This window comes from Streptomyces noursei, from assembly GCF_001646665.1.
Taxonomy (GTDB): Bacteria; Actinomycetota; Actinomycetes; order Streptomycetales; family Streptomycetaceae; genus Streptomyces; species Streptomyces lavendulocolor.
In genome coordinates this window covers 129150-143598 of record NZ_LWBU01000363.1, presented here as the reverse complement: position 1 = coordinate 143598, position 14449 = coordinate 129150, and the positions used below count along the sequence as shown (strand labels likewise).

The window sequence follows — 14449 nt, the reverse complement described above, 5'->3', positions numbered from 1 at the left end:
AGGGGCCGCACCCCGCCACCCACCGGACAGGCACCGCACGGGTGGCGCACCGGGCGGAACCGTGCCGAAGCCGGGCGCCGGGCCCCCGGGGGGCCGCACCGCGCAGGGGGTGAGCCGCGGGCACCTCGGCGGGGGGCCGGTCGTCAGTCGTCGTCGCGGCCGTTCGAGTCGTCCGAGGCGTCGGACGTGTCCTGCTTCGCCTTCGCCGTCTGTGCGTCGACCGTCCAGTCCTGGGTCTTGCCGTCCTTGGTGAGCAGCTCGACGTCCCAGGCCGGCCCGGAGCCGGCGCCGTCGTCGTCCAGGTCCAGCGACAGCACCGTGCCGTGGGGGGCGACCGCGTCGAGGGCCTGCTGGGCGCTGACCTTGGGGGCCTTCACGGGCGCGTCGCCGTCCTCCGAGGTGGTGGCGAACGCGGCCGCCGTGCCGCCCGTGAACAGGGCCGCCGCCGCGACCGTGGCGATGATGAGGTTGCGCTTCATGGTGGGGGTCCTCCGATGCGATGGTGCGAGTGCGTTCGGTACGGCAACCACGGTGCCGCCGCCTCGCTGAACGCACGCTGAAGCCGGCTGAAGGGTTCTTCAGGTTCCGTTTGGGACCCTGAACGCATGCGTTTGTTGATCGTGGAGGACGAGAAGCGGCTCGCCCTGTCGCTCGCCGCCGGGCTGCGGGCCGAGGGGTTCGCGGTGGACGTCGTCCACGACGGGCTGGAGGGGCTGCACCGGGCGGGTGAGGGGGCCTACGACCTGGTCGTGCTGGACATCATGCTGCCCGGCATGAACGGCTACCGCGTCTGCGCGGCGCTGCGGGCGGCCGGGAACGACGTACCGATCCTGATGCTCACGGCCAAGGACGGCGAGTACGACGAGGCCGAGGGACTGGACACGGGCGCCGACGACTACCTGACCAAGCCGTTCTCGTACGTGGTGCTGGTGGCGCGGGTCAAGGCGCTGCTGCGGCGCAGCGGGGGTTCCCCGTCGCCGGTGATCCGGGTGGGGGCGCTCACCGTGGACACGGCGGGGCGGCGGGTCTCGGTGGGGGAGGCGGAGGTGGCCCTCACGACGAAGGAGTTCGCCGTGCTGGAGGAGCTGGCCGCCCGGGCGGGGGAGGTGGTGTCGAAGGCGGAGATCCTGGAGCACGTCTGGGACTTCGCCTACGAGGGTGATCCGAACATCGTCGAGGTGTACGTGAGCGCGTTGCGGCGGAAGCTGGGGCCGGGGGTCATCACGACAGTGCGGGGCGCCGGCTACCGGTTGGAGGCGCGGTGAGTTCCGTACGCGCGCGGACCGCGCTGGGGGCGACGCTCGTGGTGGCGCTCGCCCTGGTGGTGGCGGGGGTGGCGCTGCTGGGGGTGCTGCGGGGCAATCTGGTGGACCAGGCGGGGCTCCAGGCGGAGGTGACGGCGCGTTCGGTGGCCTCGCAGATCGGCAACGGGACGCCGTTCGCCCGGCTGGACCTGCCGGACGACACGGAGGAGCACCCGGTGCAGGTGGTGGACGGCCGGGGGCGGGTCGTCGCCGTGGGGGAGGACGTCCAGCGGATCGAGGGGACGGGCAGTCCCGGTACGAGGCCGGTCGCGGGCGGTGCCGCCGGTGCCGCCGGCGAGGTGTCGGAGGACGTGGACCACTCGACGGGGGAGGTCACCGTCGACGGTGAGACGGCGGCGTACCGCTTCGCGGCCGTCGAGGTGGCGGGGGCGACCGTGTACGCGGGGGCGCCGCTCGCCGCCGAGGAGGCGACGGTCGCGGGGGTGCGGGACGCGATGCTGGCCGCGCTGCCGCTGCTGCTGCTCGTCGTGGGCGGCGTGACGTGGCTGGTGACGCGCCGGGCGCTGAAGCCGGTCGAGGGCATCCGGCGGGAGATGGCGGCGATCACGGCGTCGGAGGACCTGTCGAGGCGGGTTCCGGAGCCGGCGACGCGCGACGAGGTGGCGCGGCTGGCGCGGACGACGAACGAGACGCTGGCGGCGCTGGAGGCGAGCGTGGAGCGGCAGCGGCGGTTCGTCGCGGACGCGTCGCACGAGCTGCGCAGCCCCATCGCGAGTCTGCGCACCCAGCTGGAGGTGGGCGCGGCGCATCCGGAGCTGCTGGACGTGCCGGGGGCGGTCGCCGACACCGTGCGGCTCCAGCAGCTCGCGGCGGACCTGCTGCTGCTGGCGCGGCTGGACGCGGGGGAGCGGCCGGGGGCGGGGCGGGTCGATGTGTCCGCCCTGGTGCGGGACGAGGTGGCCCAGCGGGCGGGTGACCGGGTGCCGGTGCGGGTGGAGGCGGCGGAGGGGGCCGGGGTCGACGGGTCGCGCGGGCAGCTGGCGCGGGTGCTGGGCAACCTGCTGGACAACGCGCAGCGGCACGCGGAGACGGCGGTGTCGGTGGCGGTGCGCCGCGAGGGCCGGCACGTCGTGCTCACCGTCGAGGACGACGGGGCCGGCGTGCCGGAGCCCGAGCGGGAGCGGATCTTCGAGCGGTTCGTCCGCCTCGACGACGCCCGCAGCCGCGACGAGGGCGGCGCGGGGCTGGGGCTGGCCATCGCCCGTGATGTCGCGGTGCGTCACGGCGGCACGCTGCGGGTGGGGCGGGCGCCGTCGGGCGGCGCGCTGGTGGAGCTGCGGTTGCCCGCCGCCCGTTGACGCCCTCCTGCCGGGCCGTCCGCCCCGGGCGGGGCGCCGCGGCCGTGGGTGGGCGCGGCTGCCGCCGGGTGGGTGGACCGCGCCGCTTACGGTTTGCCGCGCAGGCCGCGGAGCTGTTCGGCGATGGGTTTGAGGGACTGGCGCAGGCCGTCCAGGGCCTCGGGGCTGAGCAGGTCGATGAAGTGCTTGCGCACGGAGTCGACGTGGTGGGGGGCCACCTTCTGCATGGTCTCCATGCCCTGTTCGGTGAGGACCGCGTACAGTCCGCGCCGGTCGGACTCGCAGTTCTCCCGGCGGACCAGGCCCGCGTTCTCCATCCGGGTGATCTGGTGGGAGAGCCGGCTCTTGGACTGGAGGGTGGCGGCGGCCAGGTCGCTCATGCGGAGGCGGCGGTCGGGCGCCTCCGAGAGGTTGACCAGGATCTCGTAGTCGTTGTTGGTCAGGCCGAATGGCTGGAGGTCCTTCTCCAGCTGGTACGTCAGCAGCCTGTTGACGTCCAGATAGGTGCGCCAGGCGCACTGCTCGGCATCGGTCAGCCAGTTGGTGGCCGTCTCGGTCTCCATATATGGATTCTACCTAAGAAGTTGAATTCTGGACGATTCTGGGTCGGTGACGCCGGGCACTCCGGCCCCCCGTCCTCGCGTCCGTACCGGGTCAAGGGCGCAGACGTTCGAGGGCGTCACACTCCGCAGACTACCGCTCACAGCCCGAAGCGACGCTGGAGGTCCCCCAGCTGTCCGGGAAGGCGCGGTGCGGAACCGGGCTGACCGTGGCCGGATCCCGCCCCAGGCACACCCGCCTCGTGCGGCACCGCACCCGTCGCCCCGTGGTCCGGCATCAGCACCTCCGTCGACTGGAGCAGCACCGTCCCGGCCCCGGCGAACTCGAACTGGTGCTCCTCGCCCGACGCCCCGCCCAGGCCCGTCAGCGCCCGCAGGCCGCCCATCACGCCCGACATGTAGCCGTGGTCGTAGTGGTGGCAGGGCGAGGGGCAGTCGGCCCAGCCCACCAGGGCCTGCGGGTCGACCCGCAGCGGCGGCTCCATGAAGACCACCGGACCGTTGGACGCGGCGACGAACTTGCCGGTGCCCAGAAGAGTGAGGAACCCCGGCACGATCGACTGCTTGAGCGCCAGCGACGGCTGGTACGCGAGGAGGTTCCCGGCCCGGATGGTGAGGTTGCCGTCGTCGAGGTCGAAGGAGTTGACGTCGAAGGCGCGGTCCGCGAGCAGCATCTTGCCGCTGCCCTCGGCCACCACCCAGTCGCTCGCGTGCAGCGGCGAGTGGAAGCTCGACCGCACCAGCCGGTCCAGCCGGCCGTGGCCGATGCCGTTGAAGTCGATGCGCCCGTAGTAGGCGATCATCTTGCCCTTCTGCAGGAACCACTGGGAGCCCTTCAGCTCCACGCAGAAGGTGTACGCGTTGACGTTGTCGTCGCTCGGCAGGGTCGAGGGGTCGTGAATGACGGGCGTGCTCACAGCTTCTCCTCCGACGCCTGGACGTACACCGCACCGCTGCCGCTCAGCTCCAGCTGGAACGCCTCGCCGGAGCCGCGCCCCACCATGTCGCGCCAGCCGAGCGCGGTGGAGAGCTTGTTGCGCACGTCGCCGTGGTGGGCCACGTAGGCCTGGGGGTCGACGTGCACGGGGCGGCCGGGGGTGACGGGCAGCTCGATCACTCCGCCGTGGGCCATCACGGCGACCGAGCCGTGCCCCTTGAGGGTGGTGGTGAACAGGCCCTGCCCGGTCACCTGGCCGCGCACCATGCCCATGACGCCGCCCTGCGAGCCCATGAACATGGTGCCCTGCTGCAGGGTGCCGTCGAAGGCGAGCAGACGGTCGGCCTCGACGTACAGGGTGTCGCCCGTCAGGGCGATGACCTGGATGTGGTGGCCGCCGTGCCCGAACATGACGGTGCCGCTGCCCTCGACGGTCATCAGGGGTGTCGCCTCGTCGGCGACGCGGCGGCCGATCATCGACATCACGCCGCCCTGGCCGCCGGCCGTGTTCGGCGTGAAAGTGACCTCCCCGCGGTACGCCAGCATCGCGCCACGCTGGCTGAACATCTTCTGTCCGGGGTGGATGGTGGCCTCGACCATCTTCGAGTTGACCTCGCGGAACGGCATCAGACGTCCCCTCCGACCGTGTTGCGCTCGCTGGGCTGCACGTACACGAGCCCGTCGCCCTCGAACCGGATCTGGAACGCCTCGCCGCCACCCTCGCCGATCAGTGTGCGGAAGGTCACACCCGACTGGAAGTTCTGCTGGAGGTTGCCCTGGTGGGCGATGTACGCGCCGGGGTCGACCGACAGCGGGTACTGCGGCGTGACCCGCAGCACCACGGCCGGGCCGTCCGACATGATCGCGGCCTGCCCGCTCCCCTCGACCGTGGTGGTGAACAGGCCGGTGCCCGTCGCCCCGCCGCGCAGCCCCGTGAAGGTGGTGCCGGTGCGCAGCCCGGCGTCGGCGCAGAGCAGGTTGCTGGACTCCACGTACAGCTTGTCGCCGTGGAGGGAGACGAGGTTGATCTCGGAGGCGCGGTCGGCGAAGTAGCAGGTGCCCTGCCCCTTCACCTCCATCATCTCCATCTGCTCGCCGGTGAGGCGGCGGGTGACCATGCCGCGCAGGCCCTCACCGCCGCCGGACATCTTCTTGAAGGCCATCTGGCCGTCGTACGCGACCATCGAGCCGTTCTTCGCTTTGACGGCGTCGCCGGTCATGTCGACGGCGAGCACCTTGCTGCCTTGGAGTCGGAACGTTGCCACGCCATGACGGTAACCGGTGCCCGCGGACGGTCACAGGGCCCCGGGGGCGACCGGGACCCTGACCAAGGGCACGCGACAGCGCCTGTCACAATGAACGGGTCGCTTGTGCATCCATTCACAAGATCGGTGCGCGGGTGACAGTCGACCCCGACCGACGCCGAAGGTGCTGCCCCGTGGACATCAATACCGCCGCTTCCCTCCACCGCCTCCGACTGGTCTCCGCGCCGGAGGCCGTGTCCTTCATCCTGCTGCTCGTCTGCTCGGTGCTGAAGCGCACCACGGAGTTCAACGCGGTCCCGGTCATGGGCGCGGTCCACGGCGTGCTCTTCGTCCTGTACGTGCTGCTGTGGGCCGACGCCTGGAACCGCACGAAGTGGGACCTGAAGACCGCTGCGCTCTACTTCGTCCTGTCCGTCCTGCCGTTCGGCGGCTTCTACGCCGACCGCAGGCTCAAGCGCGCCGCCGACGACGCCGTCATCGCCTCCCGCGCCCGGCGCGAGGGCACGGTGAACGCATGATCGTCGCCTTCTCCGTCACCCCGCTCGGCGTCGGCGAGGAAGTCGGCGGTCACGTCGCCGAAGCGGTGCGGGTGGTCCGGGAGTCGGGCCTGCCCCACCGCACGGACGCCATGTTCACCTCCGTGGAGGGCGAGTGGGACGAGGTCATGGACGTGGTCAGACGCGCCGTGGCGGCCGTCGAGGCCCGCGCCCCGCGCGTCTCGCTCGTCCTGAAGGCGGACATCCGGCCGGGCGTCACGGACGGCCTGACCTCCAAGGTCGAGACGGTGGAGCGCCACCTCTCCGCCTGATCCCTCCGCGTGGACGCGACCCCCGGCCCGGACGGCCGGGGGTCGCGCGCGTCACCCGGGCGGACGGCAGGGGCAGGCCCGCGGATACCGCCGCCGGACCGCCGCCGCGCAGAACCGCCCGCTCGGACGCCTCCGGTCGACACGTCGACAGATCTCCCTTTTGGTGGGGGTATGGCGACCCGCTCGACAGCTGGAGGCACCGTGCGGCCGGAAGGCTACGACTACGAGACCTACAGCCGCCTCGCCGGTCCCCTCACGGAACCGGACCGGACGGCGTATCAGGTCCAGTACCGCAGCCTGCTCTCCGGTGAGCCGCGCCGAATACGCGCCATCCTGCTGATGACCCTCGCCCCGCTGCTGTCGGCGGTGCTGCTGGTCTACCTCGTGTGGCCCACGCACCGGACCACCCGCGAGGGCGGCGACCCGTGGCTCATCAGGTTCGACGCCGTGATGCTGGTGTCGATCGGGCTCATCTGCCTGTTCATGCTGGTCAACGTCGTCTCGATCGCCCACGCCACGATGGTCGCCCGCGACCCCGTCCCCGTCGTCCCCCAGAAGGGCACCCGCGTCGCGTTCCTGACCACGTACGTCCCGGGCAAGGAACCCCTCTCCATGGTCCGCGCGACCCTCGAGGGCGCGGTCCGCGTCACCCACGACGGGCGCCTGGACGTGTGGCTGCTCGACGAGGGCGACGACGAGCAGGCCAAGGCGCTCTGCCGGGAGCTGGGCGTACGCCACTTCACCCGGGCGGGCGTACCCGCCTGGAACCGTCCCAAGGGGGTCCACAAGGCCAGGACCAAGCACGGCAACTACAACGCCTGGATCGCCATGCACGGCGACGACTACGACTTCTTCGCCTCCGTCGACACCGACCACGTGCCGCTGCCCAACTTCCTGGAGAGGACCCTCGGCTACTTCCGCGACCCCGACATCGCCTTCGTCGTCGGACCCCAGGTGTACGGGAACTACAGCTCACCCGTCACCAAGGCCGCCGAGTCCCAGCAGTTCCTGTTCCACGCCCTGATCCAGCGCGCCGGCAACCGGTACCGCGCCCCGATGTTCGTGGGCACCAACAACGTCGTCCGCGTCCGCGCCGTCCGGCAGATCGGCGGGCTGTACGACTCGATCACCGAGGACATGGCCACCGGGTTCGAACTGCACCGCACCGTGAACCCGCGCACCGGGCACCTGTGGCGGTCCGTCTACACGCCCGACGTCCTCGCCGTCGGCGAGGGACCTGCCTCCTGGACCGACTTCTTCACCCAGCAGCTGCGGTGGTCGCGCGGCACGTACGAGACGCTCCTCAAGCAGTACTGGAGGGCGTTCTTCCGGCTGCCGCCGGGCCGGCTGCTCAACTACACCCTGATGCTCGTCTACTACCCGATGACGGCCGTCAACTGGTTCCTCGGCATCCTCTCCTGCGTCCTGTTCCTCTGGTTCGGCGCCTCCGGCACGCAGGTGTCGACGTCCGTGTGGCTGATGCTCTACAGCGACGCGGCCGCCCTCCAGATCGGCCTCTATCTGTGGAACCGGCGCCACAACGTCTCCCCGCACGAACCGGAGGGCTCCGGCGGCCTGGCGGGCATGGCGATGTCCGCGCTCTGCGCCCCCATCTACCTCAAGTCGCTGTCCTCGGCCCTGCTGCGCACCCAGGGCCGTTTCGTCGTCACCCCCAAGGGCGGCGAGGCGAGCCCCGACCGGCCGGCGACCTTCCGCATCCACCTGTACTGGGCCGCCGTACTCGCCGTCTCGCTCGTCGCCTCCGTCTTCCTCGACCACACCCACGCGGCCATGCGCACCTGGGCGCTGCTCGCGCTCGGCATCGCGCTCGCCCCCGTCGGCGTCTGGGGCTGGGGCCTGTTCCAGGAGCGCCGGGCCCGCGCCCGCCTCCTGGCGGCCGAGCCGGCGTCCGCCGCGGTGGCGGCGAAGCCGAAGGTCGCCCCGAAGGCCGGCGACGAGCCGGAGCCCGCGTTCGCCACGACGACAGGAGGGAACTGACCCATGGCCTACCGGCCGTCGAAGAAGCTCAAGAAGACCCTGCTGGGCGGGGGAGCGGTGGTCGTGCTCGCGGGGCTGAACGCGCCGGCGGCCCTCTCCTTCGCCGAGGCGAAGTACCACGCGTACAAGATCGCCCAACCGGGTTACAAGGCCAGGTACGGCTCCTGGCAGCAGCTCGACGTGCCCGACGAGTTCCGGCTCAACGCCATCCACGCCGCACTCCTCCACACCGGCAAGGTGCTGCTGATCGCGGGGTCCGGCAACAACCAGAAGAAGTTCGACGCGGGCACGTTCGAGACCATCCTCTGGGACCCGGTGAAGAACACCTACAAGAAGATCCCCACCCCGGAGGACTTCTTCTGCGCGGGGCACAGTCAGCTCCCCGACGGCCGCCTCCTGGTGGCGGGCGGCACCGCCCGCTACGAGGTCCTCGACGGCGAGGTCAAGCGCGCCGGCGGCGGCATGCGCGTCAAGAACGAGAGCCCCGACAAGGCCATCACCCTCAAGAAGGGCACGGTCTTCCGCTCCCCGTCGGGCGTCGAGTACGTGTCCAAGTTCGACGTGACGGTCCCCAAGGCCAAGCGCGACTTCAGGATCTCGTACTTCAAGAGCGGTCAGATGAAGCCGTGGGAGACCAAGGTCACCGCCGCCGAGGCGCGGGTCTTCGTCGAGGCGCGCAAGGAGGGCCCCAGGGCGCTGACCACCGAGGCCGCCCAGTACAAGGTCCTCGGCCTCAAGGGCAAGGACGCGAACAACGTCTACGGCATCGCGCAGAAGCTCACCACCGAGAAGCAGGACTTCCAGGGCATCAAGGCGGCCTACGAGTTCGACCCCAGGGCCGAGAAGTACGTCCCCGTCGCCCCCATGAAGGACGCCCGGTGGTACCCCACCCTGGTGACCCTGGAGGACGGCAGGGTGCTCGCCGTCTCCGGCCTCAACGACGTCGGTGACGTCGTGCCCGGCGACAACGAGATCTACGACCCGAAGACCAAGAAGTGGACCAAGGGCCCCTTCCGTTACTTCCCCACCTACCCGGCGCTCTTCCTCACCCAGGGCGGCAAGCTCTTCTACACCGGGTCCAACGCCGGCTACGGCCCCGCCGAGAAGGGGCGGGTGCCGGGCCTGTGGGACCTGAGGAAGAACACCTTCCAGCCCATCAGGGGCATCACCGACCCCGACCAGCTGGAGACCTCCGCCTCCCTGCTGCTGGCGCCCGCGCAGGACCAGAAGTACATGGTGCTCGGGGGCGGCGGGGTCGGCGAGTCCGAGCTGTCCACCGCCCGGACCGCGCTCATCGACCTCAAGGCCGCCAAGCCCGCCTTCCGCACCGGCGCCTCCCTGCCCCAGGGCACCCGCTACCTCAGCAGCGTGCTCCTCCCCGACGACACCGTCTTCACCACCGGCGGGTCCGAGCAGTACCGGGGCCGCAGCGGCAGCGACATCCTCAAGGCGCAGTTCTACGAGCCGGCGACCGACTCGTTCCGGGAGGCGGCCGAGCCGACCGTCGGCCGCAACTACCACTCCGAGGCGCTGCTGCTGCCGGACGGACGGGTGGCGACCTTCGGCTCGGACCCCCTCTTCGACGACAAGGACAACACCAAGCTGGGCACCTTCGAGCAGCGCGTGGAGATCTTCACCCCGCCGTACCTGCACGGCGGCGGCGCCGAGGCCCGGCCGGTGCTGGGCGAGGGTCCCCAGGAGCTGGACCGGAACGGCCGGGCCACCTTCCGCACCAAGGACGCCGCCCGCATCACCGACGCGCGGCTCATGCGGCCCAGCGCGGTGACGCACACCACCGACGTCGAACAGCGCTCCATCGAGCTGGGCCTGACCAGGGGCAGCGGCACGGTGACCGTGCAGGCACCGCTGGACCGCACGCTGGTGCCGCCCGGCTGGTACATGCTCTTCGCGGTGGACAAGGACGGCCGGCCGTCGGTGGCCAAGTGGGTGCGGGTCGGCTGACCCGGCTCAGGCCTTGGCGCGGCGGGCCAGGCCCAGCGCGTACTCCGGCCACCACGTCCCGGCGGCCGGGCCGCCCCGGCAGGTGCCGTCCGACTCGCCGGGGCGCTTGATCCACAGGTAGGCGGCGACGCGGGCGTCGCCGGTGTTCTCGGTCGGCGGGGTGCCCAGCGCCCGCCCCGGCGGGTTGCACCAGGCCTCCTCGCCGTCCCCGGCGAGCGGCCCGGCGCCGTTGCGGCTGGTGTCGACGACGAAACGGGAGCCGCCCAGCAGCGCGGAGAGCTCGGTGCCGAAGGCGGTGACCGACGGCGTGGTCTGGAAGTTCGACACGTTCAGCGAGAAGCCGTCCGCCTTGGCGATCCCGGCGCGCCGCAGCGGTTCCACCAGCTTCCCGGGGTCCTTGATCCACGCCGGGTTGCCCGCGTCCAGGTAGACCTTGGTGCGCGGTTGCCGCTTCAGCCGGTCCACCGCCTCGGCGAGCAGCCCGTAGCGCTCCTCGTGGTACTGGGCGGGGGTGCAGCCGTCCACCATGTGCGGCACGGCGTCCGGCTCCAGCACGACGACGGTCCGCGCGTCGCCGACGGCCCGGGCGAAGGAGTCGATGTACTCCCGGTACGCCTCCGCGTTCGCCGCCCCGCCCTTGGAGTACATGCCGCAGTCGCGGTGCGGGATGTCGTACGCGACCAGGACGGTCGTCCGCCCCTCGGCGGTGGCGCCGCGCACGGCCCGGCGGATGTCGGCCACGGGGTTGTCCCAGGCGGGCCACAGCGCGGCCGGCCGCTCGGAGATCCGCCGCAGCAGGGTGGCCTCCTGGTCGCGGCCCTGGGCCTTGTACTCCTTGACCTGCCGGGCGGCGGCGCTGTCGGGGTCGACCCAGAAGGGTGAGCTGTTGGCGGGCGCGCTGCGGCCCACTGGCTCCTGGGCGGGCCGCTCCTCGCCCCCGGCGGCGCCCGCGCCGCCGGGCAGGCAGCCGGTGGCGGCCAGGGCGCCGGCGGACAGCGCGGCCGTCAGGACCAGGCGGGTGCGTACGCGAAACGATCTGTGGCCGGACATCCAGCCCCCTCGGATGGCTGCGAGCTACGGACGAACAGTGGCGGCAATCGTGACATAAACGGCATGTCACTCCTCGCTGCGACACCTCCCGGCGGCCGGGGGCGACCGAACCCCGAGACAGGGCTGACCAGCATGTGACCAGTCGGTAAGGTCGTCGACGTGCCCAAGCCGCTCAGTCTCCCCTTCGACCCCATCGCCCGCGCCGACGAGCTCTGGGAGCGCCGCTGGGGGCCCGTCCCCTCCATGGCCGCCATCACCTCGATCATGCGCGCGCACCAGATCCTGCTCGCGGAGGTCGACGCGGTGGTCAAGCCCTACGGCCTGACCTTCGCCCGGTACGAGGCGCTGGTGCTGCTCACCTTCTCCAAGGAGGGCGAGCTGCCGATGTCCAAGATCGGCGAGCGGCTGATGGTCCACCCCACGTCCGTGACCAACACGGTCGACCGGCTGGTGCGGTCCGGCCTGGTGGCCAAGCGCCCCAACCCCAACGACGGGCGCGGCACCCTGGCCTCCATCACCGACAAGGGCCGCGAGGTCGTCGAGGCGGCGACGGCGGACCTGATGGCGATGGACTTCGGCCTGGGCGCGTACGACGCGGAGGAGTGCGCCGAGATCTTCGCGATGCTGCGGCCGCTGCGGATCGCGGCGCACGACTTCGAGGAGAAGTGACGGCGGGGTCCCCGCGCGAAGATCGCCCGGAACGGGCGGTTACGCTCGTTGCCATGAAGAGGAGCGTGCTGACCCGCTACCGGGTCATGGCCTATGTGACCGCCGTCATGCTGCTCGTGCTCTGCACGTGCATGGTGTTCAAGTACGGGTTCGACACGGGCGAGGACGTGACCTTCATGGTCTCGCAGACCCACGGCGTCCTCTACATCATCTACCTGGTCTTCGCCTTCGACCTGGGCTCCAAGGCCCGGTGGAAGTTCGGCAAGCTGCTGTGGATCCTGCTGTCCGGCACGATCCCGTTCGCCGCCTTCTTCGTGGAGCGGCAGGTCGTCCGGGACGTCGAGCCGCTGCTCACCGACGCCGCCCCGGTCGCCGCCAAGGTCTGACCCGAAGGCCGTACGCCACGCGTACGGCCTTTGCCATCGACATTTACTAGGACGTCCTAGTAAATTCGAAGGTATGGACGCTGACGCCATCGAGGAAGGCCGCCGACGCTGGCAGGCCCGCTACGACGCCGCGCGCAAGCGCGACGCCGACTTCACCACGCTCTCCGGCGACCCCGTGGAGCCGGTCTACGGGCCCCGGCCCGGTGACACCTACGACGGCTTCGAGCGGATCGGCTGGCCCGGTGAGTACCCCTTCACCCGCGGCCTGTACCCGACCGGCTACCGGGGCCGCACCTGGACCATCCGCCAGTTCGCCGGCTTCGGCAACGCCGAGCAGACCAACGAGCGCTACAAGATGATCCTCGGCAACGGCGGCGGCGGCCTGTCCGTCGCCTTCGACATGCCGACCCTCATGGGACGCGACTCCGACGACCCGCGCTCGCTCGGCGAGGTCGGCCACTGCGGCGTCGCCATCGACTCCGCCGCCGACATGGAGGTCCTCTTCAAGGACATCCCCCTCGGCGACGTCACCACGTCGATGACGATCAGCGGACCCGCCGTCCCCGTCTTCTGCATGTACCTCGTCGCCGCCGAACGGCAGGGCGTCGACCCGGGCGTCCTCAACGGCACCCTCCAGACGGACATCTTCAAGGAGTACATCGCCCAGAAGGAGTGGCTGTTCCAGCCCGAGCCGCACCTGCGTCTCATCGGCGACCTCATGGAGCACTGCGCCCGGAACATCCCGGCGTACAAGCCGCTCTCCGTCTCCGGCTACCACATCCGCGAGGCGGGCGCGACGGCCGCGCAGGAGCTGGCGTACACGCTCGCCGACGGCTTCGGTTACGTCGAGCTCGGGCTCAGCCGCGGCCTCGACGTGGACCTCTTCGCGCCCGGCCTGTCCTTCTTCTTCGACGCGCACGTCGACTTCTTCGAGGAGATCGCCAAGTTCCGCGCCGCCCGCCGCATCTGGGCGCGCTGGATGAAGGAGGTCTACGGCGCGAAGAGCGACAAGGCGCAGTGGCTGCGGTTCCACACCCAGACCGCCGGTGTCTCGCTCACCGCCCAGCAGCCGTACAACAACGTCGTCCGGACGGCCGTCGAGGCCCTCGCGGCCGTCCTCGGCGGCACCAACTCGCTGCACACCAACGCCCTCGACGAGACCCTCGCCCTCCCCTCCGAGCAGGCCGCCGAGATCGCCCTGCGCACCCAGCAGGTGCTGATGGAGGAGACCGGCGTCGCCAACGTCGCCGACCCGCTGGGCGGTTCCTGGTACGTCGAGCAGCTCACCGACCGCATCGAGGCCGACGCCGAGAAGATCTTCGACCGGATCAAGGAGCGGGGTCTGCGCGCCCACCCCGACGGGCAGCACCCGATCGGGCCGATCACCTCCGGCATCCTGCGCGGCATCGAGGACGGCTGGTTCACCGGCGAGATCGCCGAGTCCGCCTTCCGCTACCAGCAGGCCCTGGAGAAGGGCGACAAGCGGGTCGTCGGCGTCAACTGCCACCACGGCTCGGTCACCGGCGACCTGGAGATCCTGCGGGTCAGCCACGAGGTCGAGCGCGAGCAGGTGAAGGTGCTCGGGGCCCGGAAGGCCGCGCGGGACGAGGCGCGGGTGCGCACCTCCCTCGACGCGATGCTCGCCGCCGCGCGGGACGGCTCCAACATGATCGAACCGATGCTGGACGCCGTGCGCGCCGAGGCCACGCTCGGCGAGATCTGCGACGCCCTGCGCGACGAGTGGGGCACCTACACCGAGCCGCCCGGCTTCTAGACTCGGCCGCATGGCAGGCCTCCCCGTACCCGTTCCCGGCGTCGCCGTCCGCTACTGGTTCGTGGGGGCCTGCGGGCCCTTCGCCCTGTTCGACGCCGACTTCGAGCCGCCGGGACCGGACGGGGAGAGCGAGTTCCTCAACCTGGTCCCGGCACGGCAGCTGCCGCAGGAGTTCGTCGACCCCCTGTGGGAGGGCATCCGGGCCGGCCTGGGCTCCACCTCCGCCGCCGTCCTGCTCACCCACGGGCGGTACCACGAGGTCGACTCCTCGGAGTGGGGCTTCCGGCGGGCCGGCGAGATGGCCGGCCGCGCCGCGCTCGTCCGGGCCGGACTGCTGCCGCCCGAGGAGGGGCCGCCCGGGCGGTACGTACGGCCCCCGGCCGGGTGAGCGGGGGCGTTGCGCGGGGCGTGCGGGCG

General features: G+C 71.5%; 16 protein-coding genes. 10 read left to right on the top strand and 6 right to left on the bottom strand.

Translation table 11 applies throughout. From position 1 onward, the window contains the following. Positions 1-143 precede the first annotated feature (143 nt). On the bottom strand, positions 144-479 hold the full coding sequence (locus A4V12_RS25780; protein WP_064071803.1) for a PepSY domain-containing protein: 336 nt from the start codon (positions 477-479) through the stop codon (positions 144-146). 126 nt (positions 480-605) lie between these two features. Here A4V12_RS25780 and A4V12_RS25775 point away from each other — a divergent pair, with 126 nt between their 5' ends. After that, a complete protein-coding gene (locus tag A4V12_RS25775) occupies positions 606-1265 on the top strand; it encodes a response regulator transcription factor (RefSeq protein WP_064071802.1) in 660 nt (219 codons plus the stop codon). Continuing rightward, complete coding sequence (locus A4V12_RS25770) at positions 1262-2623, top strand: sensor histidine kinase (RefSeq protein WP_064071801.1); 1362 nt, start codon at positions 1262-1264, stop codon at positions 2621-2623. The genes A4V12_RS25775 and A4V12_RS25770 overlap by 4 nt, the downstream gene beginning before the upstream one ends. Before the next feature lie 86 nt (positions 2624-2709). On the opposite strand, the gene A4V12_RS25765 is transcribed toward A4V12_RS25770, so the two are convergent. The 4 genes from A4V12_RS25765 to A4V12_RS25750 all read right to left on the bottom strand — a co-directional run bounded on the left by A4V12_RS25765 (position 2710) and on the right by A4V12_RS25750 (position 5385). After that, a complete protein-coding gene (locus tag A4V12_RS25765) occupies positions 2710-3186 on the bottom strand; it encodes a MarR family winged helix-turn-helix transcriptional regulator (RefSeq protein WP_064071800.1) in 477 nt (158 codons plus the stop codon). Between the two features lie 137 nt (positions 3187-3323). Beyond that, entirely contained in the window at positions 3324-4100 is a 777-nt protein-coding gene (locus A4V12_RS25760) for an AIM24 family protein (RefSeq protein ID WP_064071799.1), read from the bottom strand. Then, positions 4097-4747, bottom strand: a complete 651-nt coding sequence (locus A4V12_RS25755; protein ID WP_064071798.1) for an AIM24 family protein — start codon at positions 4745-4747, stop codon at positions 4097-4099. The genes A4V12_RS25760 and A4V12_RS25755 overlap by 4 nt, the downstream gene beginning before the upstream one ends. Then, positions 4747-5385, bottom strand: coding sequence for an AIM24 family protein (locus A4V12_RS25750; protein WP_079137342.1), 639 nt, complete (start codon positions 5383-5385; stop codon positions 4747-4749). The genes A4V12_RS25755 and A4V12_RS25750 overlap by 1 nt, the downstream gene beginning before the upstream one ends. 173 nt (positions 5386-5558) lie before the next feature. Here A4V12_RS25750 and A4V12_RS25745 point away from each other — a divergent pair, with 173 nt between their 5' ends. The 4 genes from A4V12_RS25745 to A4V12_RS25730 all read left to right on the top strand — a co-directional run bounded on the left by A4V12_RS25745 (position 5559) and on the right by A4V12_RS25730 (position 10153). Next, complete coding sequence (locus A4V12_RS25745; RefSeq protein WP_064071796.1) at positions 5559-5903, top strand: DUF3817 domain-containing protein; 345 nt, start codon at positions 5559-5561, stop codon at positions 5901-5903. Further along, positions 5900-6193 (top strand): MTH1187 family thiamine-binding protein, encoded by a 294-nt coding sequence (locus tag A4V12_RS25740; RefSeq protein WP_064071795.1) that lies wholly within the window; start codon positions 5900-5902, stop codon positions 6191-6193. The genes A4V12_RS25745 and A4V12_RS25740 overlap by 4 nt, the downstream gene beginning before the upstream one ends. 171 nt (positions 6194-6364) lie before the next feature. Further along, complete coding sequence (locus A4V12_RS25735; RefSeq protein ID WP_199831388.1) at positions 6365-8191, top strand: glycosyltransferase family 2 protein; 1827 nt, start codon at positions 6365-6367, stop codon at positions 8189-8191. Between the two features lie 3 nt (positions 8192-8194). Next, complete coding sequence (locus A4V12_RS25730; RefSeq protein ID WP_064071793.1) at positions 8195-10153, top strand: kelch motif-containing protein; 1959 nt, start codon at positions 8195-8197, stop codon at positions 10151-10153. A gap of 6 nt (positions 10154-10159) precedes the next feature. On the opposite strand, the gene A4V12_RS25725 is transcribed toward A4V12_RS25730, so the two are convergent. Next, positions 10160-11203 carry a glycoside hydrolase family 6 protein gene (locus A4V12_RS25725; protein ID WP_064071792.1) on the bottom strand — a complete coding sequence of 348 codons (1044 nt, stop codon included), beginning with the start codon at positions 11201-11203 and terminating at the stop codon, positions 10160-10162. Positions 11204-11362: 159 nt separating this feature from the next. Between A4V12_RS25725 and A4V12_RS25720 the strand changes: the two genes are divergently transcribed. The 4 genes from A4V12_RS25720 (at position 11363) to A4V12_RS25705 (ending at position 14420) form a co-directional block, all read left to right on the top strand. After that, positions 11363-11872: a MarR family winged helix-turn-helix transcriptional regulator gene (locus A4V12_RS25720; protein WP_064071791.1), complete on the top strand. Its 510-nt coding sequence runs from the start codon at positions 11363-11365 to the stop codon at positions 11870-11872. A gap of 53 nt (positions 11873-11925) precedes the next feature. Next, positions 11926-12258 carry a DUF3817 domain-containing protein gene (locus A4V12_RS25715; protein WP_064071790.1) on the top strand — a complete coding sequence of 111 codons (333 nt, stop codon included), beginning with the start codon at positions 11926-11928 and terminating at the stop codon, positions 12256-12258. Between the two features lie 73 nt (positions 12259-12331). After that, the gene (locus A4V12_RS25710; RefSeq protein WP_064071789.1) at positions 12332-14032 is read left to right on the top strand and encodes an acyl-CoA mutase large subunit family protein; all 1701 of its coding nucleotides are present in this window, start codon (positions 12332-12334) and stop codon (positions 14030-14032) included. A 10-nt stretch (positions 14033-14042) separates the two neighbouring features. Then, positions 14043-14420, top strand: a complete 378-nt coding sequence (locus tag A4V12_RS25705; protein WP_064071788.1) for a hypothetical protein — start codon at positions 14043-14045, stop codon at positions 14418-14420. Positions 14421-14449 lie beyond the last annotated feature (29 nt).